Origin of the sequence: Pseudomonas arcuscaelestis, assembly GCF_016881005.1 — a bacterium.
Taxonomy (GTDB): Bacteria; Pseudomonadota; Gammaproteobacteria; order Pseudomonadales; family Pseudomonadaceae; genus Aquipseudomonas; species Aquipseudomonas arcuscaelestis.
This window is the reverse complement of record NZ_JACOPV010000004.1, coordinates 276,176-300,624: the sequence shown is the minus strand read 5'-3', so window position 1 is coordinate 300,624 and position 24,449 is coordinate 276,176. Positions and strand designations below refer to the sequence as shown.

Below are 24,449 nucleotides of genomic sequence, written 5' to 3'. Positions count from 1 at the left end.
CTTACAACGGCTTGACGATGAACAGGCCGTCATCGTGGCCTTCTTCCGAACCGCCGTAGACCTGCTCGGCGACCGTACGAGTGGTGCTACCACGGGCTGCCAGGATCTGATCCATAGCCCCGGCAAACCAGCCGGTGAACATGTAATCGACCTTGCGCCCGACCTTGCCGTACACATAGACGAATGCCGAGTGCTCGAGCCTGACGCTGGCGGTGCCTTTCTCCAGGTCGATATCTTCGATCTTGAACAGCCCCCAGCCGCGCTGCGACAAGCGCTTCATGTAGTGCTCGAACACTGCTACACCTTCCAGGCCATGGCATTCAGCTTCTTTTTCGCACCAGTGCCAGGCGGACTTGTAGCCAGCTTTGTAGAGGATCTCGGCATAGGCATCAGCACCCAGTACTTCCTCGATACCCATGTGGTTGTTGACGAAAAAGTGCCGTGGCACATAGAGCATTGGCAGGGCATCGCTGGTCCAGACACCGGTTTCGCTGTCGACTTCGATAGGCAATTGCGGGGCGATCTTGGCCATGGAAACTCAACTCCAGAAATTTTGATTGGCTGCCCCTGCGCCGATGGCAGGGGTGCAAGACGGTTACTGGCGGCTTATTCGCCCCAGACATCCTTCAGAACGTTGACCCAGTTTTCGCCCATGATCTTGCGCACCACGCGCTCGCTATGGCCGCGCTTGAGCAAGGTCTCGGTGAGGTTGGGGAACTCGCCTACGGTGCGGATCCCCAGCGGGTTGATGATCTTGCCGAAGCTGGTCAGACGACGGGCGTAGCCCTTGTCATGGGTCAGGTACTCGAAGAAGTCCTGGCCATGGCCCTGAGTGAAGTCAGTGCCGATACCGATAGCGTCTTCACCCACGAGATTCATGGTGTATTCGATCGCTTCGGCATAATCGTCGATGGTCGAATCGATGCCTTTGGCCAGGAACGGCGCGAACATGGTCACGCCAACAAAGCCACCATGGTCGGCGATGAACTTCAGTTCCTCATCAGACTTGTTGCGCGGGTGCTCCTTGAGCCCGGAGGGCAAGCAGTGGGAGTAGCACACCGGCTTTTTCGATTCGAGAATGACCTCTTCGGAAGTCTTGGAACCGACATGGGAAAGGTCGCACATGACCCCCACACGGTTCATCTCAGTGACGATTTCACGACCGAAACCCGACAAGCCTCCGTCACGCTCGTAGCAGCCGGTGCCGACCAGGTTCTGGGTGTTGTAGCACATCTGCACGATACCGACGCCCAACTGCTTGAACACCTCGACGTAGCCGATCTGGTCTTCATAAGCGTGGGCATTCTGAAAGCCAAAAAGGATCCCGGTTTTGCCCAGCTCCTTGGCTTTGCGGATATCGGCAGTGCTACGCACCGGCATCACCAGGTCGGCGTTCTCGCGGATCAGTTTCTGGCTGGCAGCAATATTGTTGACCGTAGCCTGGAAGCCCTCCCATACCGACACCGTGCAGTTGGCGGCAGTCAGGCCTCCTTTGCGCATGTCCTCGAACAGCTCACGGTTCCATTTGGCAATAATCAGCCCGTCGATAACGATGCTGTCGGCGTGTAACTCGGCTGGGCTCATCAGGCGGTCCCCTTTTTTTGAGTTGGGTTGCGCCAAATCTTGTGCCGGCGCTTTAGGGCCAGCATATGCCTAGGGATCAGGTCGCCCCGATGCAAAAACGACAGGGGAATTGCCGAAAGCGTCAAAGGGGGGGAGTTCGCAGGGCTGCACCTCATTTTCACCAGCGCCGTAGCCTCAGTCTGCTCGTGTCACTCCAGATACGCTTATAGGTGCTCACCGATACTGTTCTTTCGCAAGGTGCTGAGAGAGAATCCTCGTCCATGCTCCGCGGGGAGGATGTCTGCTTGAAAACGATAATTGGGCTGTTGCTCGCTACGCTGGCCTTGGGGGCTAACGCCACTGAAGAGGACAGTACTCCGTGTGACAACGTCGAGACCGACCAGCAAAGCTATGACTGCGCACTGTTCAGCCGCTCCAGCGCAGAACGGGAGCTCAACGCCGCGCTTGCTGACCTGTTGGACCGGATCAAGGAACAATACGCCGGCCAGAGTGCGAAGATCAGCGAAGTCAGCCAACGCTTGAGCAACGCACAAAACCTCTGGAAAAAGCTACGTGACGCCGACTGCCAAGTCGAAACCTTCGACCAGGCCCCGGGTAAATCCTTTGAGACGGCAATGAACACCTGCCTGGCGCAACGTAGCGACGATCGCTCCGAATACTTGCAGTCCCTGGGGCTGCAGAACTCCGATTGAGAACAGTATGAAAATCTGCGGAATTGAAATCAAAGGCAGCGAGGCGCTGCTTGCCGTCGCCACGCTGGACGGCGCCAATCCGGTGCATGTTGCCTTGGCGACAAAAAAGATCGCGCTTGAAAACGACGAGCTGGCGGAAAACGTCAAAGCCTTCGCCAATCAGGCCCGACAATTTTTTGCCGAGCACGGCATCAGCCATCTGGCGATCAAAAAGCGCAGCAAGAAAGGCGATTTCGCTGGCGGCCCGACAACCTTCAAGATCGAAGGCGTGTTGCAACTGCTGGAAAACTGTACGGTTGAACTGGTTTCACCTCAGACCGTCAGTGCACAAGCCAAGAAACATAATTTCGAGCTGCCAGGCTCGCTTAACAAGTACCAGCATGAAGCATACAAAAGCGCCTGTGCGTTGTTGCTCAAGCGCAGCTGAGGCTCATCCCAAAGTCCCGGCGCATGGAAAAACATGCTGCTGATAGTGCTCGACACGTTCCGACAAAGTGGTTCCCAGGCCCCTCACCCTGAGGCAGGCCATGAAACTGACGTTAAGGAACCTGGATATGAGCACCAGCATCACTCAAGCCGACATGGACAAAGCAATCGAGAAGCTCAAGAAAGAGGGCGAAGATCGCGTACTGATGGTTGCCAACACCGTGTGTATCTTCGCACCTGACGTACCGGCCGGCGTGGCAGAAGATGTTCTGGCGGGTATGCGCCTGATGAACCTGTCGGCCAACAAGAAGTTCGACAAGGAAACTCAACAGCGCGAGTGGTACAACTACTACAACGACGGCCTGGGCAAATTTGGCTGGACCTTGACCGGCGCAGCTCACGCTGAAGAAGCTATCGACAAGGAAGACACCACCGCCGCCGCACTGGCCACGCGTATAGTCACTGTCAGCCTTGGTCACAATCATCGTCTCTCCAGGTGCGTAAAGCGTGCCTTCGAAGTCACCGTGACTTCGCCAAAAGCCCAGAACCTGCTGGAAGAAAGCAGCCTGAGCGTTTCGGGTAAATCGAGCACCCTTCAGGTAGCAGCGTGTGAAATGACCCCGCAAGGCTTGCCAGTCATGCACATGACCAGCGTCCAGATGAGCTACGACAAGGCGGAAAAAGCCCACGGCTCGATAGGCCGCAAAGTCGACAAGTCCAACACCCGAGTCTACCGTGCATCGCAACAAGGCTCCTTCAGCGTTCGCCAGTTCGAAGCCATGCGCAAAGCGGTGACCGAAAAGCTCGCCAGCCAGGCAAACGACATCCTCGATCTGGATATCTAAGCATGTGGCCAGGTATCAACCTGTTGATGCCTGGCCTGACGCCAACTCAACGGCTTCAGGTGACGCCATGACACAAAGCCTTCCCCCCCACTCCAACACCCAGGACATGCCCAGCACGGCGCTTTTCTCTTCGCCCCTATCAATCAGCCAGGACGCAGGACTTGTCACCGATCTGGTCGAGGACACCTATCAATGCCTGCGCTTGGCGCAGTTGATCGCCAACGACCGATTTGTCAGGGAGATACAGGCCAAGGAATGGTTTGCCAGTTTCCTGGAAACCTTGAAAGAACTGGGCTTCAAACTGATCGAACACACCCGCAAAGCGATTCCTTACAACCCGTCTGACGATGTGCTCAAAGACGTCTTCGAGGGCTGGCTACCACCCCCAGCGACAGCAAAATCAAGCTTTAACTCTGCGGCAAAAAACGCAATCAATGAAATGCAGCCGTCGGTGGACAGCCTGTATCGCAAGTACACCAGCTCGACACACCTGAGCATCACCCTGGGTGCGGATCCTGGCGAACCACTGACGGCCATTCTGTTTCATGTGCTGTGTACCCACGACCCTGAAGCCCCTAAGACTCGTCTTAAACTGGAACTCGATCACCTGGGAGCAGTGTTCGACAAAGGTGCATTCAACTCCCAGCGCAAAAAAGTCCAGGCCCAGCTCGACGAATTTGCCAAGCTCGATCAAGTCCTTGACGTCTAATGAGCACGCATCAATCGACGCTCTTCGCGTGGGCAGTTGCCGAAGTGACGTTTGTAGCGTCGGGCAAAGTAGGACGGAAGTTCGAAGCCACAAGCCAGGCTGATCTGGGTGACGCTCATGTCGGTCTGCGCCAACAGTTGGCGGGCTTTCTCCAACCTCAGCGACAAGTACAGATTGCTCGGGGTATCGTCCAGATGCAGGCGAAACAGTCGCTCGAGTTGACGTCGGGTCACCATCACCTTGGACGCCAACTCCAGCGTGCTCAACGGCGTCTCGGTATGTTTTTCCATCTCGCCGATCACCTGCACCAGCTTGCGGTTGCTGATCCCGTAGCGGGACGCAATCTGCATGCGTTGGTGGTCTTGGCGCTGACGTATGCGGCCAAGCACGAATTGCTCAGACACTTGCACCGCCAGTTCACTGCCGTGGGCCTGGGCGATGAGGTCGAGCATCAGATCGATCGAAGCAGTACCGCCGGCACAGGTGATGCGCCGGCGATCGATTTCGAACAGTTCCTGCGTAACCTCAAGACGCGGATAGCGCTCCTTGAATGCTTCGATGGCCTCCCAGTGCAAGGTCACTCTATGACCATCGAGCAGACCGGCCTGCGCCAACACCATCGCGCCGGTATCGATACCACCGAGCACCACACCTTCATGGTCGAAACGACGCAAGGTTTGCTGCATCGCCGACGAAAAACAGGCCAGCGGCTCGAAGCCGGCGACCACCAGCAACAGGCTCGCGCCCACCTCTTGGCCGAGAACGCCATCGGCATTTATCGACATGCCATTGCTGGCCTGCACAGGCCCGCCGTCGATACTGACTACGCTCCAGCGATAAAGCGCAGCACTGAAGCGATTGGCAACTCGCAGGGGCTCCACCGCCGAAATGAAACCCATGGCGGAGAATCCCGGTAGGAGAAGAAACTGGATCAATTGCGACATTGAATGCTCCCTCTTGGCTGGTCGCCAGCGTGCAAGTTTTAGTCGCCACCGTGCGTTTTACAACCCCGTGACCGGCGTAGCGTGTGTAAACGGTCCGCAGAGACCGGCCCCATAACAATATGCACTGCCGTTGGAGAGCCACCATGCACAGCTTGATCCGCCGCAGCCTGTTGTCCCTCGCCCTCAGCGCCACAATCGCCACCCCCCTGTTAGCCGCCGAACCCGCCGCCTGCAAAGACGTACGTCTTGGCGTGGTCAACTGGACCGACGTCATGGCCACCAGCGCCATGGCCCAGGTTCTGCTTGACGGCCTGGGTTACAAAACCAAGCAGACCAGTGCCTCGCAACAGATCATTTTCGCCGGTATCCGCGACGACCGATTGGACATGTTCCTGGGTTACTGGAACCCGATCATGACGCAGACCATCACCCCCTTCGTCACTGCCAAACACGTCAAAGTTCTCGATAACCCGAGCCTGGATGACGCCCGTGCGACCCTTGCAGTTCCCAAGTACCTGGCAGACAAAGGCCTGAAGACATTTGCCGATATCGCCAAATTCGAGAAAGAGCTAGGCGGCAAGATCTATGGAATCGAGCCTGGCTCCGGCGCCAACACTCAAATCAAGGCGATGATTACCAAGAACCAGTTCGGCCTGGGCAAGTTCCAGCTGGTGGAGTCCAGCGAAGCCGGCATGCTCGCCGCTGTAGATCGCGCGGTACGCCGCAAGCAGGCCGTGGTGTTCTTCGGTTGGGCGCCGCATCCGATGAACGTCAATATCGATATGGCCTACCTGAGCGGAAGCGAAGACGCCCTGGGTCCGGATGAGGGCCGCGCCACCGTGTGGACCGTTACCGCTCCGGATTACGCCGAGCGCTGTCCGAACGCTAACCGCCTGCTGACCAACCTCAAATTCACTGCCGAAGACGAGAGCCGCATGATGCAACCGCTGCTCGACCACAAAGATGCCCTGGCGTCCGCCCGCCAGTGGCTCAAGGATCACCCTGAAGACCAGAAGCGCTGGCTTGAGGGCGTGACCACCTTCGATGGCAAACCGGCTGCCGAAAATATTCAGCTCACTGCCAACTGACAGATCCCATTACGGGGCAAGCCCGCTCCTACAGGAAGCCGCCATGAACCACGACGTCATCATTACCTGCGCCCTGACCGGCGCGGGTGACACTGCCAGCAAGAGTCACTTGGTCCCGGTTACCCCCAAGCAAATTGCCGAAGCCGCCGTGGAAGCGGCAAAGGCCGGTGCAACCGTGGTGCATTGCCACGTTCGCGATCCGCAAACCGGACGCTTCAGCCGTGACGTAGCGCTGTACCGCGAGGTAATGGAGCGCATCCGTGAAGCCGATGTGGACATCATCGTCAACCTCACTGCCGGCATGGGCGGCGATCTGGAAATTGGCCCAGGTGAAACACCCCTTGAGTTTGGTAGCGGCACCGACCTGATCGGCCCGCTGGAACGGCTGGCCCACGTTGAAGCGCTGTTGCCGGAGATCTGCACGCTCGACTGCGGCACCCTCAACTTTGGCGACGGCAACAGCATCTATGTTTCGACACCCGCGCAGTTACGGGCTGGGGCCAAGCGCATCACCGAACTGGGGGTGAAAGCCGAACTGGAGATTTTCGACACCGGGCACTTGTGGTTCGCCAAGCAGATGATCAAAGAAGGCCTGCTCGACGATCCGTTGTTCCAGCTGTGCCTGGGTATCCCGTGGGGAGCGCCAGCCGACACCGCCACCATGAAAGCCATGGTCGACAACCTGCCAGCCGGCGTGACCTGGGCCGGGTTTGGCATTGGTCGCATGCAGATGCCAATGGCGGCCCAGGCAGTCCTGCTTGGCGGCAACGTACGGGTAGGTCTGGAAGACAACCTGTATCTGGACAAAGGCGTGCTGGCCAGCAACGGACAGTTGGTCGAGCGCGCCACGCAGATCCTCAGCCGTCTTGGTGCCCGCGTGCTTACCCCAGCCGAAGGCCGAGCAAAAATGAACCTGAGCCGTCGCTGATCAGTGGAGTAGGAAATGAGCTTTATCACCGAAATCAAGACTTTTGCAGCGTTGGGCAGTGGTGTAATCGGCAGCGGCTGGGTGGCTCGCGCCCTGGCGCATGGCCTCGATGTAGTGGCTTGGGATCCGGCACCGGGCGCTGAGGCCGCTCTGCGCAAACGCGTTGCCAATGCCTGGCCGGCACTGGAACAGCAGGGCCTGGCGGCAGGAGCGTCACAACAGCGCCTGCGGTTTGTCAGCACCATCGAAGAATGCGTACGTGATGCCGACTTCATTCAAGAGAGCGCCCCGGAGCGCCTTGAGCTCAAACTCGACCTGCACGGCAAAATCAGCGCCGCCGCCAAGCCCGACGCCTTGATCGGTTCGAGCACTTCCGGACTGTTACCCAGCGAGTTCTATGAATCATCCACCCGCCCTGAACGCTGCGTGGTCGGTCACCCGTTCAACCCGGTGTACCTGCTGCCTTTAGTGGAAATTGTTGGCGGCAAGAAGACCGCGCCTGAAGCCATCGAGGCCGCAAAAACCGTCTATACCGCGTTGGGTATGCGCCCCCTGCATGTACGCAAGGAAGTCCCGGGGTTCATTGCCGACCGCCTGCTCGAAGCGCTATGGCGTGAAGCACTGCACCTGGTCAACGACGGTGTGGCGAGCACCGGTGAAATCGACGATGCGATACGCTTTGGCGCAGGCCTGAGATGGTCGTTCATGGGCACCTTCTTGACCTATACCCTGGCCGGAGGCGACGCTGGCATGCGCCACTTCATGGCGCAGTTTGGCCCGGCCCTGCAGCTACCTTGGACGTACCTGCCGGCGCCGGAACTGACTGACGGCCTGATCGATGCTGTGGTCGAAGGCACCAGCGAACAACTGGGCGAGCGCAGCATTAGCGCGCTGGAGCGCTATCGTGATGATTGCCTGCTGGCTGTACTTGAGGCAGTGAAAACCACCAAAGCCAAACACGGCATGGCCTTCAGCGACTGACCGGAGCCCTCTGATGCCCGCACTGATCACCTACAAAACCCCAGTCCAGGCGGACTGGGTCGACTACAACGGGCATCTGCGCGATGCTTTCTACCTTTTGATATTCAGCTATGCCACCGATGCATTCATGGACCGCATCGGGCTTGATAGTGACAACCGCAGCGCCAGCGGCAACTCCTTGTTTACCCTGGAATGCCACCTCAACTACCTCCATGAGGTAAAGCTGGGCACTGACGTCTGGGTGCAGACACAGGTCATTGGCTTTGATCGCAAACGCCTGCACCTGTACCACAGCCTGCACCGTGAAGACTTTGAGCCGGTGCTGGCGGCCAGTGAACAGATGCTGCTGCACGTAGACCTCGCCGGCCCACGCTCGGCGCCCTTCGCGCCCGAGGCGATGGAACGCTTGCAAGAAATTTTCGCTGACCAGATAGACCTTCCAGCAGCGCAATTCGTGGGCCGGTTGATTGCGCTTCCCACATAGCATCCTGCCCTAAAAACGACCTGCTCTTAGGTAAAGCAGCCATTGCCACATTCTGCGCTTGCCCCACTGCAGTGGTGCCCACAGAATCGACTGACGATCACACCTGCAAACAAGGACAAAAGCCATGATGCATGCGGATTTGATTGATCAGGACGACCTGTTGAGCCAATTGCGCGCTCTGGGTTTCGAAATGCCGACCGACGCCAGTGCCGAGCAGGCCTGCGAATGTGCGGTGCGTGGCTTGAGCGAGCAAAGGGCCAAAGCCCTGAAGGGCCTGGTAGAGCAGCTGTACACCGGCAATGCGACCATTCTGCCGGCGGTGCGCCAGGCCATCGAAAAGCAGTTGTTGCCCGCCTTGGCCGAATTCAACAATCGCTGAAAGTAAGGGGCAAGCCCGCTCCCACAGGTTGCTGATCACCTGTGGGAGCGGGCTTGCCCCGCGATAAATCCAACCTGACCTATAGCCTCACGCTGGCAAATGTCGACTCGTTACGCGCCTGGCTCAGCGCCGACATAGGCCCCGCCAGTGGCGACAGCACCATTGCCTGTGGAATCGGCATCATCGCCACCTGCTGCGCCGTGTTGGAGCCCACACGTTCGTCACGCGGCGGAATGCCGAAATACTCGCGGTAGCACTTGGAGAAGTGCGGGGTAGAAACGAAGCCGCACACCGAGGCCACTTCGATGATCGACATGGGGGTCTGCTTGAGCAATTGCCGGGCGCGAATCAGGCGCAGCTTGAGGTAATAGCGCGACGGCGAGCAGTGCAGGTATTTCTGGAACAGTCGCTCGAGCTGGCGACGCGATACCGCCACATACACCGCCAACTCGTCCAGATCGATCGGCTCTTCCAGGTTGGCTTCCATCAGCGCAACGATTTCCTGCAGCTTCGGCTGGTTGGTACCGAGCATGTGCTTGAGCGGTACACGCTGGTGATCCTGCTCGTTGCGAATTCGCTCGTAGACAAACATCTCGGAAATCGCCGCCGAAAGCTCACGGCCATGATCGCGACTGATCAGGTGCAGCATCATGTCCAGCGGCGCAGTACCGCCGGAGCTGGTGAACCGGTTACGGTCGAGGGTGAACAGTCGGGTGCTCATGCTCACCCGCGGGAAGGCTTCCTGCATCGCCGCCAGGCATTCCCAGTGCACGCTGCAATCGAAGCCGTCGAGCAGCCCGGCGCACGCCAGCGCCCAACTGCCGGTGCAGACCGCACCCAGGCGGCGCGACTGGCGGGCCTGGCTTTGCAGCCAGGTCACGTGCTCGCGAGTCACCGTGCGCTGAATACCGATGCCGCCACAGACAATAACGGTATCCATGGCCGGTGCCTTGTGCATCGCGGCATCGGGAGTGATTTGCAAGCCGTCACTGGCCCACACCTGACCACCATCCACGCTCAAGGTACTCCAGCGATACAGCTCGCGCCCGGACAGTTGGTTAGCCATGCGCAGCGGCTCGACGGCCGAAGCCAGGGAGATAAGAGTGAAGTTATCCAACAGCAGGAAGCCGATGGACTGTGGCGTGCGGTTCTGGGTTGGGGTCCCGGAGTTGTACGACGTCATCGCGGTATCTCCTCACACAATGCAGGTTGCGCCTCAGGCAGGCGCGGGCTTTTTTTGTCACGGCCCCAATTCGAATGCAGGGGCTTTGGTAATCACAACGCAATTGCCGTGCCTGAAATTGAATGGCTATTCAACAAAACCCAAAAACGACGTCGCGCAGCGTCTATCTGGCAACTGTTCCAAGCTTGGGTTTTAAACGCAAAACACCGTGCTAGCGCTGCTGCACGGGAGACATGAGCAATTCGGTAGCACTTGTGGGAAGGATGCCCAGAAACGACATTTCCGAGTGTCACCCCAGGCACAAGTGGCCGGGGTAACAGCCTTCTTCAGCAAGCGTTCCAAGAACCTGATAGAGACACGCGCCAAAAGGTGGCAGGCGTGCCAGGCACGGGCATAAATAGCGCAGGCCAGATCAACACTCGATGGCGCTCACGGCCAAGCCGCCACGCGAGGTTTCCTTGTACTTGTCGTGCATGTCGGCGCCCGTGTCGCGCATGGTGCGGATCACTCGGTCAAGCGAGATGAAGTGTTCACCGTCACCGCGCAGCGCCATTTGTGCCGCGTTGATTGCCTTCACCGCAGCAATCGCGTTGCGCTCGATGCAAGGCACCTGAACCAGGCCGCCAACCGGATCGCAGGTGAGCCCCAGGTTATGTTCAAGGCCGATTTCAGCGGCGTTCTCCAGTTGTCCCGGCGTTGCGCCTAACACTTCTGCCAAGCCTGCCGCCGCCATCGCACAGGCCGAACCAACCTCACCCTGGCAGCCCACTTCAGCGCCGGATATAGACGCGTTTTTCTTGCACAGAATACCGACCGCCGCCGCGCCGAGAAAAAAGTCGACCACGCAGGCTTCGCTTACCTGGTCGCTAAAACGCATGTAGTAATGCAGCACCGCCGGAATGATCCCGGCAGCACCATTGGTTGGCGCGGTTACCATGCGCCCGCCTGCAGCGTTTTCCTCGTTGACCGCCAGGGCATATAGATTGACCCATTCCATGGCGCTCAAGGTCGAACCAATCACATTGGGCTTGTTCAGTTCCAGCAAGCTGCGATGAAGCTTGGCGGCGCGGCGCTTCACATTCAGCCCGCCGGGAAGAATGCCTTCGTATTTCAGACCGTTTTCAACACAGGCCTGCATGGCATGCCAGAGTTTGAGCAGACCGGCTCGAATCTCTGCTTCGCTGCGCCAGACTTTCTCGTTTTCCAGCATCAGTTGCGACACGCGCATGTCGTTTTGCTTGCACAGCGCCAACAACTCAGCAGCACTGTTGAAATCGTAGGGAAGCTCGGTGTTGTCAGCATCCAGCACGCCGCTCGCTGCCTGCGCCGCATCGACCACAAAGCCGCCACCGACCGAGTAATAGGTATCGCGATGCAGCTCGCCCGCAGCGCCTTCAGCAATCAGGGTCATGGCGTTGGGATGGTAAGGCAGGTTTTCATCCAGCAGCAGCATGTCGCGGCGCCAGGCAAAGCCGACCTGCAGCCGCCCATCGAGCAGCAAGGTGTCTGTTTCGCGCAATGCAGCGATGCGCGGTGCAATCTGCGACGGGTCGATTGCATCCGGCCACTCGCCCATCAGGCCCATGATCACCGCGTTGTCGCTGCCATGGCCGATGCCGGTAGCCGATAACGAGCCGTACAGGCGCACCTCGACGCGTTGTACCTGCTCAAGCTCGCCACGATCACGCAGCCCCTGGACAAACAACGCTGCTGCGCGCATGGGCCCGACGGTATGAGAACTGGATGGACCAACGCCGATCTTGAACAGGTCGAACACACTGATGGCCATGGCGCAAACTCCTGAATGAGCAGCCACCCACAACCCAAGCCAAGGGCGTTGCAACTGCTACGCTGAAAAGGCGGCAATCCGCCGAACTCGCGCATCATCAGGCTTTTGAACGCACGTCTGACGTCTACAACCGACGCACTCTTGCCCAGCAACGCCGCCAGTTGTCAGCACCGTCCCTGCGCCGTTTTTTTGCGGTGCAGCGCCAGCAAAACTACGTTTACAGGGCCGGACAAACCTGTAAACGACCTCATCGACACTGGAAGCGACCCTGTCTGTACTGGATACGACGCACCCTGTAGGCGTTTGATTTTCGCTGTTAGATGATCGGTATCGACTCGATTGCACGGCACCTGTCCCGCTATCGCCCGATAGCCCGGCCCGACCGAATGCAAAACATAAAGCACGGCGGTCCCGTGGGACATCCGACAAAAACATCAGGAGTCCATTGAATGAAAGGTTCACCCTCGTTATTGCTGGCCACGCTGTTGAGTGTGCCGCTGCTGGCTCAGGCCGCAGAGCCGGAGCAGTGCCATACCGTTAACTTCTCTGATGTCGGTTGGACCGACATTACCGTGACCACCGCCGTTACCAGCGTCGTGCTGCAATCGCTGGGGTACAAGACCAAAACCACCATGATCTCGGTGCCGGTGACCTACAAGTCGCTGGCCGATGGCAAGAATATGGATGTGTTTCTCGGCAACTGGATGCCGACAATGGAAAACGACATCAAGCAGTACCGCGATGCCGGCACGGTGGAGACCGTACGGGCCAACCTTGAAAACGCCAAGTACACCTTGGCCGTGCCCCAGGCGCTGTATGACAAAGGCCTGAAAACCTTCGCCGATATCCCCAAGTTCAAGAAAGAACTGGACGGCAAAATCTACGGGATCGAACCCGGTAACGACGGCAACCGCACCATCCAGAGCATGATCGACAAGAACGCCTTCGGCCTCAAGGACGCCGGTTTCAAGGTGGTCGAGTCCAGCGAAGCCGGGATGCTTTCGCAAGTTGATCGTGCTGCCCGCCGCGGCAACGATGTGGTGTTCCTGGGCTGGGAGCCCCACCCGATGAACACCCGTTTCAAGATGAAATACCTCGATGGTGGCGATGACTTCTTCGGTCCTGATTACGGCAAGGCCACCGTGCTCACCAATACCCGCAAGGGCTATGTGCAGGAATGCAGCAACGTCGGTCAGTTGCTGAAAAACCTGTCCTTCACCCTGGACATGGAAAGCACCCTGATGGGCAACGTCCTGGACGACAAGATGAAACCCGACGCAGCTGCCAAGGCCTGGCTGAAAAAGAACCCCCAAGTACTCGATACCTGGCTGGCTGGAGTTACCACCGTTGACGGCAAACCCGGCCTGGAGGCGGCAAAGGCCAAACTCACGCAGTAAGCACCACCTGCGGCGGGCCCGTCCCGCCGCAGGCTGTCTTCAATCTTATGCAGGTGGACGCTCGCTATCATGCTGATCGATCAAAAAATACCACTGGGCCAGTACATCGCAGGCTTCGTTGACTGGTTGACGCAACATGGCGCCAACTACTTCGATGCCTTCGCTGAAGCACTGGAATTGATGATTCACGGAGTGACCGGGGCACTGACCTGGTTCAACCCCTTCGTCCTGATCGGCCTGATTGCAGTGATCGCGCACCTGATTCAGCGTAAATGGTCGCTGACCGCTTTCTGCGTACTGTCTTTCCTGCTGATCCTCAACCTTGGCTACTGGCAAGAAACCATGGAGACCCTGGCACAGGTACTGTTCGCCACTATGGTCTGCGTGGCCATCGGCGTACCGCTGGGAATTCTCGCCGCGCACAAACCGATGTTCTACACCGCAATGCGCCCAGTGCTGGACCTGATGCAAACAGTACCCACCTTCGTCTACCTGATCCCGACCCTGACGCTGTTCGGTCTGGGGGTGGTTCCCGGCCTGATCTCAACGGTGGTGTTCGCCATCGCTGCACCGATCCGCCTGACCTATCTGGGTATCTGTGATGTGCCCCAGGAACTGCTCGACGCCGGCAAGGCATTCGGTTGTTCGCGCCGCCAGCTGCTGTCGCGCATCGAGCTGCCCCATGCCATGCCGAGCATCGCTGCCGGCGTTACCCAATGCATCATGCTCTCGTTGTCGATGGTGGTAATTGCCGCGCTGGTAGGCGCCGATGGCCTGGGCAAACCTGTAGTCAACGCACTGAATACTGCCGATATCGCCCTGGGCTTCGAAGCCGGTCTTGCAATCGTGCTGCTGGCGATCATGCTCGACCGTATCTGCAAACAACCCGACGCACCGGCAAGGAGTGAAGCATGAGCATTATTCGCTTCGAAGATGTAGACGTTATCTTCTCCAGCCGACCGCGTGAGGCACTCAGCCTGCTCGACCAAGGCCTTTCGCGGGAGCAGATTCTGAAAAAAACCGGGTTGGTAGTCGGCGTGGAAAAAGCCAACCTGGATGTCAACAAAGGTGAAATCTGCGTGTTGATGGGGTTGTCTGGCTCGGGCAAGTCGAGCCTGCTGCGCTGTATCAACGGCCTCAACACGGTGAGCCGAGGCAAGTTGTTCGTCGAGCATGAAGGCTCGCATATCGACATCGCCCATTGCACCCCGGCGGAGCTGAAAATGATGCGCACCAAGCGCATCGCCATGGTGTTCCAGAAGTTCGCCCTGATGCCTTGGCTGACAGTGCGCGAGAACATCAGCTTCGGCCTGGAGATGCAGGGTCGCCCGGAAAAGGAACGGCGCAAACTGGTCGACGAGAAGCTCGAGCTGGTGGGTCTTACCCAATGGCGCAACAAGAAGCCCGACGAACTCTCAGGCGGCATGCAGCAGCGTGTGGGTCTGGCCCGCGCCCTGGCCATGGACGCCGATATCCTGCTGATGGACGAACCTTTCTCCGCCCTTGACCCGCTGATCCGCCAGGGCTTGCAAGACGAACTGCTGGAGCTGCAACGCAAGCTGAGCAAAACCATTGTTTTCGTCAGCCACGACCTGGATGAAGCACTAAAGCTCGGCAGCCGTATCGCCATCATGAAAGACGGCAAAATCATCCAGTACAGCAAGCCGGAAGAGATCGTTCTGAACCCGGCCGATGAGTACGTGCGGACCTTCGTCGCCCACACCAACCCACTCAACGTACTGTGCGGCCGCAGCCTGATGCGCACGTTGGACAAGTGCAAACGGATCAACGGTTCGGTGTGCCTGGACCCAGGCGGCGACTCCTGGCTGGATCTGGCCGAAGGCAATACCATCAAAGGTGCGCGTCAGGGCGCCAACGGCATGGATCTGCAGAATTGGGCACCGGGTGAGGCGGTAGAGGAACTGGGCCGCAAACCGACCCTGGTGAGTGCCAGCATTGGAATGCGCGAAGCACTGCAGATCCGTTACCAAACCGGTAACAAGCTGGTGCTTCAGGAAGGTAATACCGTGGTGGGAATTCTCGGCGACAGTGAGCTGTATCACGCGTTGCTGGGCAAGAATCTGGGCTGAGGCTATCGCGGGGCAAGCCCGCTCCCACAGGGAGCGGTTTTGCCCCGCGATAGCGGCATCAGCGAACGACGATCCCCTGCTTGGCCATGAAGGCCTTGGCTTCCGGCACGGTGTACTCGCCGAAATGGAAGATACTCGCCGCCAGCACTGCGCTGGCATGTCCTTCGATAATTCCGTCAGCCAGGTGCTGCAGGTTGCCCACACCTCCCGAAGCAATCACCGGAATACCCAAGGCATCGCTGATGGCCCGGGTAACACCCAGGTCAAAGCCATTCTTCATGCCGTCCTGATCCATGCTGGTCAGCAGAATCTCGCCGGCACCCAGGCCTTCCATCTTCATCGCCCACTCAACCGCATCCAGACCGGTCGGTTTGCGACCACCGTGGGTGAAGATTTCCCAGCGCGGGGTTTCACCCGGCCCGGACACTTTCTTGGCGTCGATGGCAACCACAATGCACTGGGAACCAAAGTGCGCGGCAGCTTCGCCGACGAACTCCGGGTTGAACACCGCGGCAGTGTTGATCGAGACCTTGTCGGCACCGGCATTGAGCAGGTTACGGATGTCCTGCACGGTACGCACACCACCGCCTACAGTCAGCGGGATAAACACCTGGCTGGCCATACGCTCAACGGTATGGAGCGTGGTGTCACGGCCATCGACGCTGGCGGTGATGTCGAGAAAGGTGATTTCGTCAGCGCCCTGTTCATCGTAGCGGCGAGCGATTTCAACCGGATCACCGGCATCACGAATGTTCTCGAACTTGACGCCTTTGACTACCCGGCCGTTATCGACATCGAGGCAGGGGATGATGCGCTTAGCCAATGCCATGTGGGAGTCCTCAGCCTTTGTAGCTGTCGCAGAAGGCTTGCGCCTCGGCGACATCCAGGGTGCCTTCGTAGATGGCCCGGCCGGTGATCGCGCCGATGATGCCCGGCGCCTTGGCGTCGAGCAGGGCCTTGATGTCACCCAGGTTGTGGATACCACCGGAAGCAATCACCGGAATCTTGGTAGCCGCGGCCAGTGCCGCCGTGAACGGTACATTGCAGCCCTGCATCATGCCGTCTTTGGCAATGTCGGTGTAGACAATGGCCGAGACGCCGTCGGCTTCGAACCGCTTGGCCAGGTCAATGACTTGCACCGAGCTGACTTCTGCCCAGCCATCGGTGGCAACGAAACCGTCTTTGGCATCCAGGCCGACGATAACCTTGCCTGGAAAGGCGCGGCAGGCTTGGGCGACGAACTCAGGCTCTTTAACGGCCTTGGTGCCGATGATTACGTAGCTGACGCCAGCCTTGACGTAATGCTCGATGGTTTCCAGCGAACGGATACCGCCACCGATCTGGATAGGCAGGTTCGGATAGCGCTTGGCAATGGCAGTTACCACTTCACCGTTGACCGGCTGGCCTTCGAAAGCACCATTGAGGTCAACCAGGTGCAGGCGACGGCAACCACCTTCGACCCACTTGGCGGCCATGCTCACCGGGTCATCGGAAAATACCGTGGAGTCTTCCATGCGGCCTTGGCGCAGACGTACGCAAGCACCGTGTTTAAGATCGATAGCGGGAATAATCAGCATGCTGTTTTCCTTCGTAAAAAGAGCTGCAAGTTGCTAGCTACAAGCTGCAAGCGTGCGCGTCTGTTCTCTTGCAGCTGGTAGCTTTCAGCTGCTTTTTTCTAGCGACCAGAGGTCACTTTCAATACTTTCGAAGCGTTCCTTGAGATGGTTCTGCACATCGAAAATCGCCCGATTGTAGTAATGCGGAGCGATTTTCTTGCTGAACAGGTCCAGAACCTCAGCGACCTCGAACGACCCCAGTTGCAGCTCGAAACGGTCTTCGAGAAAGCGCTTGAGTACATCCAGCGCTTCACGCTCCTGTTCCGGAGCAAGGGTGATAATCGGCGCCTTGGTCTTGGACTTGCTCATTACCAGTGGCCATCCCAGGCGGCGAAGTTCTGCAGCAACTGCAGGCCATGGGTATGGCTTTTCTCCGGGTGGAACTGCACCGCAAAGCGCGAACCTTCAGCCAGCGCTGCAGCGAAATCGACGCCGTAGTGACCACGCCCCACCACCTGCAAGGCCTTGGCCGCAGTGATGTAGTAGCTGTGCACAAAGTAGAAACGTGCAAGGTCAGGAATGTTGTGCCACAGCGGATGATCGATGGCCTGGGTGACTTCGTTCCAGCCCATGTGCGGCACCTTCAGGTGCTCGCCATCTTCATGCAGGTCCTTGCCGAAAAACCGCACATTGCCGGGGAACAGGCCAATGCAATCGACGCCGTCGTTCTCTTCGCTGTGGTCCAGCAGCGCCTGCATACCCACGCAGATGCCGAGAAACGGACGGTCCTGGCTGACTTCGCGCACCAGGCTGTCAAAGCCCAGGCGACGAATTTCAGCCATGCAGTCGCGAATCGCGCCCACACCCGGAAACACCACGCGATCTGCCTCGCGGATTACCGCCGCGTCACTGGTGATCAGTACCTTGCCGGCGCCGACGTGTTCCAGTGCCTTGGCCACCGAGTGCAAGTTGCCCATGCCATAGTCAATAACGGCAACTGTCTGCATTAAAGGCAACCCTTGGTCGACGGCATTTGCCCGGCCATGCGCTCATCCAGCTCGATAGCCATGCGCAGGGCGCGGCCGAAAGCCTTGAACACTGTTTCGATCTGGTGGTGGGTGTTGTGCCCACGCAGGTTGTCGATGTGCAAGGACACGTTGGCGTGGTTGACGAAGCCCTGGAAGAACTCCTGGAACAGGTCGACATCGAAACCGCCTACCGAGGCGCGAGTGAAGGGCACGTGCATTTCCAGGCCAGGACGGCCGGAGAAGTCGATAACCACACGCGACAGCGCTTCATCGAGCGGTACATAGGCGTGGCCATAGCGGCGGATGCCCTTCTTGTCGCCAATGGCCTGATTGAAGGCCTGGCCCAAGGTAATCCCGACGTCTTCGACGGTATGGTGATCGTCGATATGCAGGTCGCCCTTGCACTCGATGTCGAGATCAATCAGCCCATGTCGGGCGATTTGGTCGAGCATGTGTTCAAGGAAAGGCACACCGATATCAAATCGAGCCTTGCCGCTGCCATCCAGGTTAATCGAGGCCTTGATCTGGGTTTCCAGAGTATTGCGCTCGACGGAAGCCTTACGTTCGACCATCACCAGCTCCGCAAAATCATTGGGCGAAAAAGGCGGTCATTATAGGCCTAGAAGCGTCAGGCTTGGAACGAAGAAGACGCGTGGCGGGGAATTTATCGCAGGGCTTGCCCGCTTCTACCGGGTTGCTGTGACCCAGTGGGAGCAGGCGTGCCTCGCGATGAATCGATTAATTGAACAACACAGCCGTCTTTTGCAGCGTCACCCAGATTCCCCAGGCCAGCGGCACCCCGACCGCCAGCCAGGCTGCGGCCACCAACGGCAGGCTACCTGGGGCGGCATGCCACTCCAGAACACGGGCATTGCCGTTGCCCTGGTCATGGCTTAGCGCCTGCTCGGCGGCCAACTGCGCATCGGTCATGAAGTATTTGTCGGCAACCGGGCGTACCAGTGCATTGCAGATAAACCCCAGCACCAGCAAACCGGCCAGAATGTACAAGGTAATGTCGTACACCGCTGCGCGCTCCACGCCCAGGGCTAACTGGTACTCACGCAGGTAAGTGATCAGCACCGGCCCCAACACGCCTGCCGCCGCCCAGGCAGTCAGCAAACGACCATGAATGGCACCGACCATCTGCGTACCGAACAGGTCGGCAAGATAGGCCGGCACGGTGGCAAAGCCGCCGCCGTACATCGACAGGATGATGCAGAACGCCGCCACGAACAGGGCAACGTTGCCCAGATGGCCCATGTTCGGCACCAATGCGTACAGGGCAACGCCAAGGGCAAAGAACGCGAAATAGGTGTTCTTGCGCCCGATATAGTCGGAGAACGAGGCCCAGAAGAAGCGCCCGCCAATATTGAACAGGCTCAAAAGCCCGGTAAACCCGGCCGCGATGGCAGCAATCTGTGCCAGTTGCGTACTGTTGAGTTCGCTGAAGCTCAGATCATTACCGAGCAACTTGCCGGCAAACACTTCCTGCAGCAGCGGCGAGGCCATACCCAGAATGCCAATGCCCGCCGACACGTTCAGGCACAGTACCAGCCAGATCAATACAAACTGCGGGGTTTTCCACGCCACGCTTACGTGCACATGACGGTGGGTGATCATTGCATTGCTGGCTTTGTTCAGCGGTGCTGTCCACCCTTCGGGCTTCCATCCCGTGGGCGGTACGCGATAGGCCAGGGCGCCCCCCATCATGAACACAAAGTAGATCGCTGCCATCACCACGAAGCTTTGCCACACGCCTACGCCTTCGGGGCTGGCGAAATGGTTCATCAAGGCCGCTGCCAATGGAGCACCGACCATGGCGCCACCCCCAAAGCCCATGATCGCCATGCCGGTAGCCATGCCACGCTTGTCCGGAAACCACTTGATCAGGGTCGACACCGGAGAGATATACCCCAGGCCCAGGCCGATACCGCCAATGACACCCGACCCCAACCACATCAGCCACAGCTGATGGGTATAAATGCCAAACGCCGAAATCAGCAGACCACCACACCAGCACAGCGCCGAAACGACGCCGGCCTTGCGTGGCCCGGCGTGTTCCAGCCAGCCACCCCAAATAGCGGCAGAGCAGCCAAGAAACACAAAGAACAGCGTGTAGATCCAGCTCAACATCGAAATCTGCCAGTCACACTCGGCGCTGAACAGGCGCGCAAAGAAGCTCATGTCTGGGGCGCAGGCCAGCGGAGCCGTAATGCCGATGGCCTGCGATAACGGCAACCAGAACACCGAAAAGCCATACGCCATGCCAATGCACAAATGGATGGCCAGCGCGGCGGGCGGTACCAGCCAGCGGTTGAAACCGGGGGCGGCGATAATCCGCTCTTTCGACAAGAAGCCGGGGCTATTGCTGATAGCGCCCGCCGTGATACTGCTACTCATTATTGTGTTCCCCTCGTAGATGGTCAGCTCACGGCTCTCGATCTTGGCCTATCGGCAACTGATCGTTTTTGGCGCTTTTGCCCTACAAAACGCGACATTTCGCCGCAGTGGGCTGTGTGAGCGGCGCAAGAGTAGCATTCGCCTGCGGCTTTGAAAGCACACTGATGCTGTGTTTTGCACTGCAACTGAACTGTCGTTGCCTCCACTGTCGAAACTTTGGTCACGTTAACCTCGGCACCATCTGGGCCTGTTAGCGCTGTAGGAAAATTAAGCATCAACCTTCGACTAGCTCCAGTGACGACAACCACAGCGCTATACTCTGCGGCTAAATTTTAGAATCGGACTACAAGGACTCGCCCATGAAAGCGTTCGGCAAAATCCTGGGGCTAGTGCTTCTCGGGCTGTTGCTGATCATTGTGGCTCTAGGCTTTGCCTTGACCCACCTCTTCGATCCCAACGACTACAAAGACGAGATTCGCCAGCTTGCACGCGACAAAGCCCACGTTGAGCTAACACTCAATGGCGATATTGGATGGAGCCTGTTCCCTTGGCTGGGGCTGGAGCTGCATGAAGCCAGCATCGCTACGCTGAACAACCCGAAAGTCGCATTTGCCGATCTGCAGATGCTTGGCCTGTCGGTGCGCGTCCTGCCCTTGCTGCGCCGCGAAGTGCAAATGAGCGATGTGCGCGTCGAAGGCCTCAACCTGATTCTGAGCCGCGATGAAAACGGCCACGGCAACTGGGAAGACATCGGCAAACCGTTGCCGACGACAGCCACTGCTGCCGCCGACGGCGCCACCCCCGCACCTGCTGGTGAAAGTACCGCCAAGGCCGACAGTAAGGCCGACGCCAACGAGCGTCCGGTCAAACTGGATATCGACAGCCTGACCGTCAACAACGCCCGCGTTCAATACAGTGATGCGCGCAGCGGCCAGACGATCAGCGCTGAAAGCATCCAACTGACCACCGGCGCCGTGCACGAAGGGGTCAATATTCCGCTGAAAATGACCGCTTTCGTAAGCACCGCGCAACCCGCGCTCAAGACCCGTACCGAGCTCAGCGGCGAGCTGCGTTTCGACCGTCGCCTCAAGCGCTATCAGTTCGAAGACATGAAGCTTAGCGGCGAAGCGTCGGGTGAACCTCTGCAAGGCAAGACCCTGACCTATGCAGCCCAAGGCCAGTTGCTGGTCGACCTGGCCGCCAATGTCGCCGAATGGAATGGCCTGAAACTCTCGGCCAACCAGCTGCGCGCCCTGGGCGAACTGAACGTGCGCGATCTGGACAAAACCCCACAACTGACGGGCGGCCTGTCCATCGCCCAGATCGACCTGCGCACCTTCCTCGACAGCATCGGCCGCACCTTGCCCGCTACCGCGGATGCCACGGCGCTGAGCAAGTTCGAGATGGTCACCCGCCTGCAAGGCAGCCCTAACAGCCTGGCGCTGGAAGACCTGGCCGTAAAACTGGATGAAAGCACCTTCAGCGGCCGCCTGGCCGTGGAAGACTTCGCCAAGCAAGCCCTGCGTATCCAACTCAAAGCCGACAAGTTCGATGCCGACCGCTACATGCCGGCCAAGAGCGAGGCTGCCGCCAGCGCCACGGCTGCGCGCCAGGCCGAGGTCAAGAGCAAGGAGCAAAGCGCCCTGGCCAGCGCCGGCAACACCCCGCTGCCCGACGCCCCAACCCAGGTGGCCTGGAGCAGCGACAAACTGTTGCCGGTCGATCGCCTGCGCCAGCTCGACCTGCAGGCAGACCTGAGCTTCGGCCAACTGACGCTGGAAAAGCTGCCCATCGACAATGCCCACCTCAAGACCCAGGGCCAAGGTGGCCTGATCACCCTTGAAACCCTGCGCGGCGGTCTCTACGACGGCGACTTCGAAACCAAGGGCACCCTCGACGTGCGCCCGGCAGTCCCGCAGATAGGCCTCAACACCAAGGTCAATCGGGTACCGGTCGAGCACTTCATCAAGAGCCAGACTGAAACCCCACCGGTCAAAGGTCTGCTGACCCTGAGCAGCAACCTGACTGCCACCGGCAACAGCCAAAAAGCCCTGGTCGACACCCTTAACGGCAATGCCAGCTTCGTTATCAACGATGGCATCCTGGTCAATGCCAACCTTGAACAGCAACTCTGCCAGGCCATCGCCACCCTCAACCGCAAGACGTTGAGCGGCGAGCCACGCGGCAAGGACACACCGTTCCAGGAGCTCAAGGGCAGCCTGGTACTGCGCAATGGCGTAGCCAGCAACCCCGACCTCAAGGTGCGTATTCCGGGCCTTACCGTCAACGGTCATGGCGACCTTGATCTGCGTGTGCTGGGCATGGACTACCGTGTGGGCGTAATTGTCGAAGGCGACAAACGCGACATGCCGGATCCGGCCTGCCAGGTCGGCCAGCGCTATGTCGGCCTGGAGCTGCCACTGCGTTGCCGTGGCCCGCTGGAGCTGGGTGCCAAGGCCTGCCGCCTGGACAAGGAAGGCCTGGGCAAAGTTGCAGCCAAGCTTGCCGGTGACAAAGTCAGCGAAAAACTCAGCGACAAGATCGATGAGAAACTCGGTGACAAGGTCAGCCCTGAACTCAAGGACGCGCTGAAGGGGCTGTTCAAGCGATGAGCCCCGAGCAGTTTTCCAGCGCCGTGCTGGAGTGGTACGACCGCAATGGCCGTCATGACTTGCCCTGGCAACAGGGCATCACCCCTTATCGGGTGTGGGTTTCGGAGATCATGCTGCAGCAGACCCAGGTCAGCACCGTGCTCAACTACTTCGACCGCTTCATGCAAGCGTTGCCGACCGTAGAGGCACTGGCCGCAGCGCCGGAGGATGAGGTGCTGCACCTGTGGACGGGCCTGGGCTATTACACCCGGGCGCGCAACCTGCAGAAGACCGCGAAAATCGTCGTCGAACACTACGGCGGCGAATTTCCGCGCGATGTCGAAAAGCTCACCGACCTGCCTGGCATCGGCTTATCCACAGCCGGGGCCATTGCCAGTATCAGCATGGGCCTGCGTGCGCCGATTCTCGACGGCAACGTCAAACGCGTGCTGGCCCGCTACACCGCTCAGGAAGGCTACCCGGGCGAACCCAAGGTGGCCAAAGTGCTGTGGGCCAACGCCGAACGCTATACCCCGCACGCCAGAGTCAACAACTACACCCAGGCGATGATGGACCTGGGCGCCACCCTGTGTACCCGCAGCAAGCCCAGTTGCCTGCTGTGCCCACTCAAGGTTGGCTGCGAAGCACACTTGTTGGGTCAGGAGATTCGCTACCCGATCCCCAAACCCCGCAAGGAGCTACCACAGCGCCGCACGCTGATGCCGCTACTGGCAAACGGCCAAGGTGCCATCCTGCTTTACCGTCGCCCCTCTACGGGGCTATGGGGCGGCTTGTGGAGTTTGCCGGAGCTGGAGCAGTTGGAACAGCTCGACGACCTCGCAGATCAGCATGGCCTTACCCTTGTCACTCGCCAGGCGCTGGACGGCCTGACTCACACCTTCAGCCATTTCCAGTTGGCCATCGAACCATGGCTGGTCCGGGTCGATGACTCCCGGGCCCACATGGCCGAGCCCGACTGGCTCTGGTATAACCTCGCCACCCCGCCGCGCCTGGGCCTTGCTGCCCCGGTCAAAAAACTGCTTAAACGCGCGGCCGACGTTTTGATTGCAGGAGAGTCGTGATGACCCGCACCGTAATGTGCCGCAAATACAACGAAGAACTTCCAGGCCTGGAGCGTCCACCGTACCCGGGTGCCAAGGGTCAGGACATCTACGAGCACATCTCGCAGAAGGCCTGGGCCGATTGGCAGAAGGAACAAACCATGCTGATCAACGAGAAACGCCTGAACATGATGAACGCCGAGGACCGCAAATTCCTCCAGGGCGAGATGGACAAGTTTTTCTCCGGCCAGGAATACGAAAAGGCCGAAGGCTACGTTCCACCTGCCGAATAAC

At 58.9% G+C, this 24,449-nt stretch carries 26 protein-coding genes; 15 read left to right on the top strand and 11 right to left on the bottom strand.

Annotated elements, in window-relative coordinates; translation table 11 throughout:
- Position 1: 1 nt before the first annotated feature.
- Both H8F21_RS07765 and H8F21_RS07760 read right to left on the bottom strand, forming a co-directional pair.
- Positions 2-532, bottom strand: a complete 531-nt coding sequence (locus H8F21_RS07765; protein ID WP_203479931.1) for a DUF5943 domain-containing protein — start codon at positions 530-532, stop codon at positions 2-4.
- Positions 533-606: 74 nt separating this feature from the next.
- On the bottom strand, positions 607-1,584 hold the full coding sequence (locus tag H8F21_RS07760; protein WP_203479932.1) for a dipeptidase: 978 nt from the start codon (positions 1,582-1,584) through the stop codon (positions 607-609).
- A gap of 284 nt (positions 1,585-1,868) precedes the next feature.
- On the opposite strand from H8F21_RS07760, the gene H8F21_RS07755 reads away from it, so the two are divergent.
- The 4 genes from H8F21_RS07755 to H8F21_RS07740 all read left to right on the top strand — a co-directional run bounded on the left by H8F21_RS07755 (position 1,869) and on the right by H8F21_RS07740 (position 4,256).
- Positions 1,869-2,276 (top strand): lysozyme inhibitor LprI family protein, encoded by a 408-nt coding sequence (locus H8F21_RS07755; protein ID WP_203479933.1) that lies wholly within the window; start codon positions 1,869-1,871, stop codon positions 2,274-2,276.
- 7 nt (positions 2,277-2,283) lie between these two features.
- The gene (locus H8F21_RS07750; protein WP_203479934.1) at positions 2,284-2,703 is read left to right on the top strand and encodes a DUF3010 family protein; all 420 of its coding nucleotides are present in this window, start codon (positions 2,284-2,286) and stop codon (positions 2,701-2,703) included.
- A 127-nt stretch (positions 2,704-2,830) separates the two neighbouring features.
- Positions 2,831-3,547, top strand: coding sequence for a hypothetical protein (locus H8F21_RS07745; protein WP_236042934.1), 717 nt, complete (start codon positions 2,831-2,833; stop codon positions 3,545-3,547).
- Between the two features lie 67 nt (positions 3,548-3,614).
- Positions 3,615-4,256 (top strand): hypothetical protein, encoded by a 642-nt coding sequence (locus H8F21_RS07740; RefSeq protein ID WP_203479936.1) that lies wholly within the window; start codon positions 3,615-3,617, stop codon positions 4,254-4,256.
- On the opposite strand, the gene H8F21_RS07735 is transcribed toward H8F21_RS07740, so the two are convergent.
- Positions 4,253-5,200, bottom strand: coding sequence for a GlxA family transcriptional regulator (locus tag H8F21_RS07735; protein ID WP_203479937.1), 948 nt, complete (start codon positions 5,198-5,200; stop codon positions 4,253-4,255). The genes H8F21_RS07740 and H8F21_RS07735 overlap by 4 nt on opposite strands.
- A gap of 143 nt (positions 5,201-5,343) precedes the next feature.
- Here H8F21_RS07735 and choX point away from each other — a divergent pair, with 143 nt between their 5' ends.
- From choX to H8F21_RS07710, 5 genes are all read left to right on the top strand, one after another.
- Positions 5,344-6,288 carry a choline ABC transporter substrate-binding protein gene (gene choX / locus H8F21_RS07730; protein WP_203479938.1) on the top strand — a complete coding sequence of 315 codons (945 nt, stop codon included), beginning with the start codon at positions 5,344-5,346 and terminating at the stop codon, positions 6,286-6,288.
- Between the two features lie 43 nt (positions 6,289-6,331).
- Positions 6,332-7,216, top strand: a complete 885-nt coding sequence (locus H8F21_RS07725) for a beta-keto acid cleavage family enzyme (protein WP_203543774.1) — start codon at positions 6,332-6,334, stop codon at positions 7,214-7,216.
- A gap of 15 nt (positions 7,217-7,231) precedes the next feature.
- Positions 7,232-8,197: an L-carnitine dehydrogenase gene (locus H8F21_RS07720; protein ID WP_203479940.1), complete on the top strand. Its 966-nt coding sequence runs from the start codon at positions 7,232-7,234 to the stop codon at positions 8,195-8,197.
- 13 nt (positions 8,198-8,210) lie between these two features.
- Positions 8,211-8,681 carry a thioesterase family protein gene (locus H8F21_RS07715; RefSeq protein WP_203479941.1) on the top strand — a complete coding sequence of 157 codons (471 nt, stop codon included), beginning with the start codon at positions 8,211-8,213 and terminating at the stop codon, positions 8,679-8,681.
- Positions 8,682-8,805: 124 nt separating this feature from the next.
- Entirely contained in the window at positions 8,806-9,060 is a 255-nt protein-coding gene (locus H8F21_RS07710) for a hypothetical protein (protein WP_136474109.1), read from the top strand.
- Between the two features lie 79 nt (positions 9,061-9,139).
- On the opposite strand, the gene gbdR is transcribed toward H8F21_RS07710, so the two are convergent.
- Both gbdR and H8F21_RS07700 read right to left on the bottom strand, forming a co-directional pair.
- Positions 9,140-10,243: a choline metabolism transcriptional regulator GbdR gene (gbdR, locus tag H8F21_RS07705; protein ID WP_136474108.1), complete on the bottom strand. Its 1,104-nt coding sequence runs from the start codon at positions 10,241-10,243 to the stop codon at positions 9,140-9,142.
- Positions 10,244-10,655: 412 nt separating this feature from the next.
- Positions 10,656-12,032, bottom strand: a complete 1,377-nt coding sequence (locus H8F21_RS07700) for an L-serine ammonia-lyase (RefSeq protein WP_203479942.1) — start codon at positions 12,030-12,032, stop codon at positions 10,656-10,658.
- A gap of 449 nt (positions 12,033-12,481) precedes the next feature.
- Here H8F21_RS07700 and H8F21_RS07695 point away from each other — a divergent pair, with 449 nt between their 5' ends.
- The 3 genes from H8F21_RS07695 to choV all read left to right on the top strand — a co-directional run bounded on the left by H8F21_RS07695 (position 12,482) and on the right by choV (position 15,519).
- Entirely contained in the window at positions 12,482-13,429 is a 948-nt protein-coding gene (locus tag H8F21_RS07695) for a choline ABC transporter substrate-binding protein (RefSeq protein ID WP_203479943.1), read from the top strand.
- A gap of 66 nt (positions 13,430-13,495) precedes the next feature.
- Positions 13,496-14,344, top strand: coding sequence for a choline ABC transporter permease subunit (choW, locus tag H8F21_RS07690; RefSeq protein ID WP_203479951.1), 849 nt, complete (start codon positions 13,496-13,498; stop codon positions 14,342-14,344).
- Positions 14,341-15,519 carry a choline ABC transporter ATP-binding protein gene (choV, locus tag H8F21_RS07685; protein WP_203584187.1) on the top strand — a complete coding sequence of 393 codons (1,179 nt, stop codon included), beginning with the start codon at positions 14,341-14,343 and terminating at the stop codon, positions 15,517-15,519. The genes choW and choV overlap by 4 nt, the downstream gene beginning before the upstream one ends.
- A gap of 58 nt (positions 15,520-15,577) precedes the next feature.
- Here choV and hisF read toward each other — a convergent pair whose 3' ends face one another.
- The 6 genes from hisF to H8F21_RS07655 all read right to left on the bottom strand — a co-directional run bounded on the left by hisF (position 15,578) and on the right by H8F21_RS07655 (position 20,503).
- Positions 15,578-16,348: an imidazole glycerol phosphate synthase subunit HisF gene (gene hisF / locus H8F21_RS07680; protein WP_136474103.1), complete on the bottom strand. Its 771-nt coding sequence runs from the start codon at positions 16,346-16,348 to the stop codon at positions 15,578-15,580.
- 10 nt (positions 16,349-16,358) lie between these two features.
- A complete protein-coding gene (gene hisA, locus H8F21_RS07675) occupies positions 16,359-17,096 on the bottom strand; it encodes a 1-(5-phosphoribosyl)-5-[(5-phosphoribosylamino)methylideneamino]imidazole-4-carboxamide isomerase (protein ID WP_203479945.1) in 738 nt (245 codons plus the stop codon).
- 84 nt (positions 17,097-17,180) lie between these two features.
- Entirely contained in the window at positions 17,181-17,444 is a 264-nt protein-coding gene (locus H8F21_RS07670; protein ID WP_136474101.1) for a DUF2164 domain-containing protein, read from the bottom strand.
- Positions 17,444-18,082 carry an imidazole glycerol phosphate synthase subunit HisH gene (gene hisH, locus H8F21_RS07665; protein WP_136474100.1) on the bottom strand — a complete coding sequence of 213 codons (639 nt, stop codon included), beginning with the start codon at positions 18,080-18,082 and terminating at the stop codon, positions 17,444-17,446. The genes H8F21_RS07670 and hisH overlap by 1 nt, the downstream gene beginning before the upstream one ends.
- The gene (hisB, locus tag H8F21_RS07660) at positions 18,082-18,675 is read right to left on the bottom strand and encodes an imidazoleglycerol-phosphate dehydratase HisB (RefSeq protein WP_136474099.1); all 594 of its coding nucleotides are present in this window, start codon (positions 18,673-18,675) and stop codon (positions 18,082-18,084) included. The genes hisH and hisB overlap by 1 nt, the downstream gene beginning before the upstream one ends.
- Positions 18,676-18,841: 166 nt before the next feature.
- Positions 18,842-20,503, bottom strand: coding sequence for an OFA family MFS transporter (locus H8F21_RS07655; RefSeq protein ID WP_203479946.1), 1,662 nt, complete (start codon positions 20,501-20,503; stop codon positions 18,842-18,844).
- 359 nt (positions 20,504-20,862) lie between these two features.
- On the opposite strand from H8F21_RS07655, the gene H8F21_RS07650 reads away from it, so the two are divergent.
- Genes H8F21_RS07650 through H8F21_RS07640 form a run of 3 tightly spaced genes read left to right on the top strand, consistent with a single transcriptional unit; the run spans position 20,863 to position 24,448 of the window.
- Positions 20,863-23,115, top strand: a complete 2,253-nt coding sequence (locus H8F21_RS07650; protein WP_203479947.1) for an AsmA family protein — start codon at positions 20,863-20,865, stop codon at positions 23,113-23,115.
- Entirely contained in the window at positions 23,112-24,176 is a 1,065-nt protein-coding gene (gene mutY / locus H8F21_RS07645) for an A/G-specific adenine glycosylase (protein WP_203479948.1), read from the top strand. The genes H8F21_RS07650 and mutY overlap by 4 nt, the downstream gene beginning before the upstream one ends.
- Positions 24,176-24,448, top strand: coding sequence for an oxidative damage protection protein (locus H8F21_RS07640; RefSeq protein ID WP_136474095.1), 273 nt, complete (start codon positions 24,176-24,178; stop codon positions 24,446-24,448). The genes mutY and H8F21_RS07640 overlap by 1 nt, the downstream gene beginning before the upstream one ends.
- The last annotated feature ends 1 nt before the right edge of the window (position 24,449 follow it).

Bases quoted from the DNA above. Each gene is read 5' to 3' on its own strand.
- hisA (WP_203479945.1), bottom strand. From the start codon at position 17,096: ATGCTGATTATTCCCGCTATCGATCTTAAACACGGTGCTTGCGTACGT.
- hisB (WP_136474099.1), bottom strand. From the start codon at position 18,675: ATGGTCGAACGTAAGGCTTCCGTCGAGCGCAATACTCTGGAAACCCAG.
- H8F21_RS07650 (WP_203479947.1), top strand. From the start codon at position 20,863: ATGAAAGCGTTCGGCAAAATCCTGGGGCTAGTGCTTCTCGGGCTGTTG.
- H8F21_RS07640 (WP_136474095.1), top strand. From the start codon at position 24,176: ATGACCCGCACCGTAATGTGCCGCAAATACAACGAAGAACTTCCAGGC.
- H8F21_RS07710 (WP_136474109.1), top strand. From the start codon at position 8,806: ATGATGCATGCGGATTTGATTGATCAGGACGACCTGTTGAGCCAATTG.
- mutY (WP_203479948.1), top strand. From the start codon at position 23,112: ATGAGCCCCGAGCAGTTTTCCAGCGCCGTGCTGGAGTGGTACGACCGC.
- H8F21_RS07765 (WP_203479931.1), bottom strand. From the start codon at position 532: ATGGCCAAGATCGCCCCGCAATTGCCTATCGAAGTCGACAGCGAAACC.
- H8F21_RS07720 (WP_203479940.1), top strand. From the start codon at position 7,232: ATGAGCTTTATCACCGAAATCAAGACTTTTGCAGCGTTGGGCAGTGGT.
- H8F21_RS07735 (WP_203479937.1), bottom strand. From the start codon at position 5,200: ATGTCGCAATTGATCCAGTTTCTTCTCCTACCGGGATTCTCCGCCATG.
- H8F21_RS07760 (WP_203479932.1), bottom strand. From the start codon at position 1,584: ATGAGCCCAGCCGAGTTACACGCCGACAGCATCGTTATCGACGGGCTG.
- H8F21_RS07715 (WP_203479941.1), top strand. From the start codon at position 8,211: ATGCCCGCACTGATCACCTACAAAACCCCAGTCCAGGCGGACTGGGTC.
- H8F21_RS07695 (WP_203479943.1), top strand. From the start codon at position 12,482: ATGAAAGGTTCACCCTCGTTATTGCTGGCCACGCTGTTGAGTGTGCCG.
- H8F21_RS07700 (WP_203479942.1), bottom strand. From the start codon at position 12,032: ATGGCCATCAGTGTGTTCGACCTGTTCAAGATCGGCGTTGGTCCATCC.
- H8F21_RS07725 (WP_203543774.1), top strand. From the start codon at position 6,332: ATGAACCACGACGTCATCATTACCTGCGCCCTGACCGGCGCGGGTGAC.
- H8F21_RS07745 (WP_236042934.1), top strand. From the start codon at position 2,831: ATGAGCACCAGCATCACTCAAGCCGACATGGACAAAGCAATCGAGAAG.
- H8F21_RS07740 (WP_203479936.1), top strand. From the start codon at position 3,615: ATGACACAAAGCCTTCCCCCCCACTCCAACACCCAGGACATGCCCAGC.
- H8F21_RS07750 (WP_203479934.1), top strand. From the start codon at position 2,284: ATGAAAATCTGCGGAATTGAAATCAAAGGCAGCGAGGCGCTGCTTGCC.
- hisF (WP_136474103.1), bottom strand. From the start codon at position 16,348: ATGGCATTGGCTAAGCGCATCATCCCCTGCCTCGATGTCGATAACGGC.
- H8F21_RS07670 (WP_136474101.1), bottom strand. From the start codon at position 17,444: ATGAGCAAGTCCAAGACCAAGGCGCCGATTATCACCCTTGCTCCGGAA.
- choX (WP_203479938.1), top strand. From the start codon at position 5,344: ATGCACAGCTTGATCCGCCGCAGCCTGTTGTCCCTCGCCCTCAGCGCC.
- hisH (WP_136474100.1), bottom strand. From the start codon at position 18,082: ATGCAGACAGTTGCCGTTATTGACTATGGCATGGGCAACTTGCACTCG.
- choV (WP_203584187.1), top strand. From the start codon at position 14,341: ATGAGCATTATTCGCTTCGAAGATGTAGACGTTATCTTCTCCAGCCGA.
- gbdR (WP_136474108.1), bottom strand. From the start codon at position 10,243: ATGACGTCGTACAACTCCGGGACCCCAACCCAGAACCGCACGCCACAG.
- H8F21_RS07655 (WP_203479946.1), bottom strand. From the start codon at position 20,503: ATGAGTAGCAGTATCACGGCGGGCGCTATCAGCAATAGCCCCGGCTTC.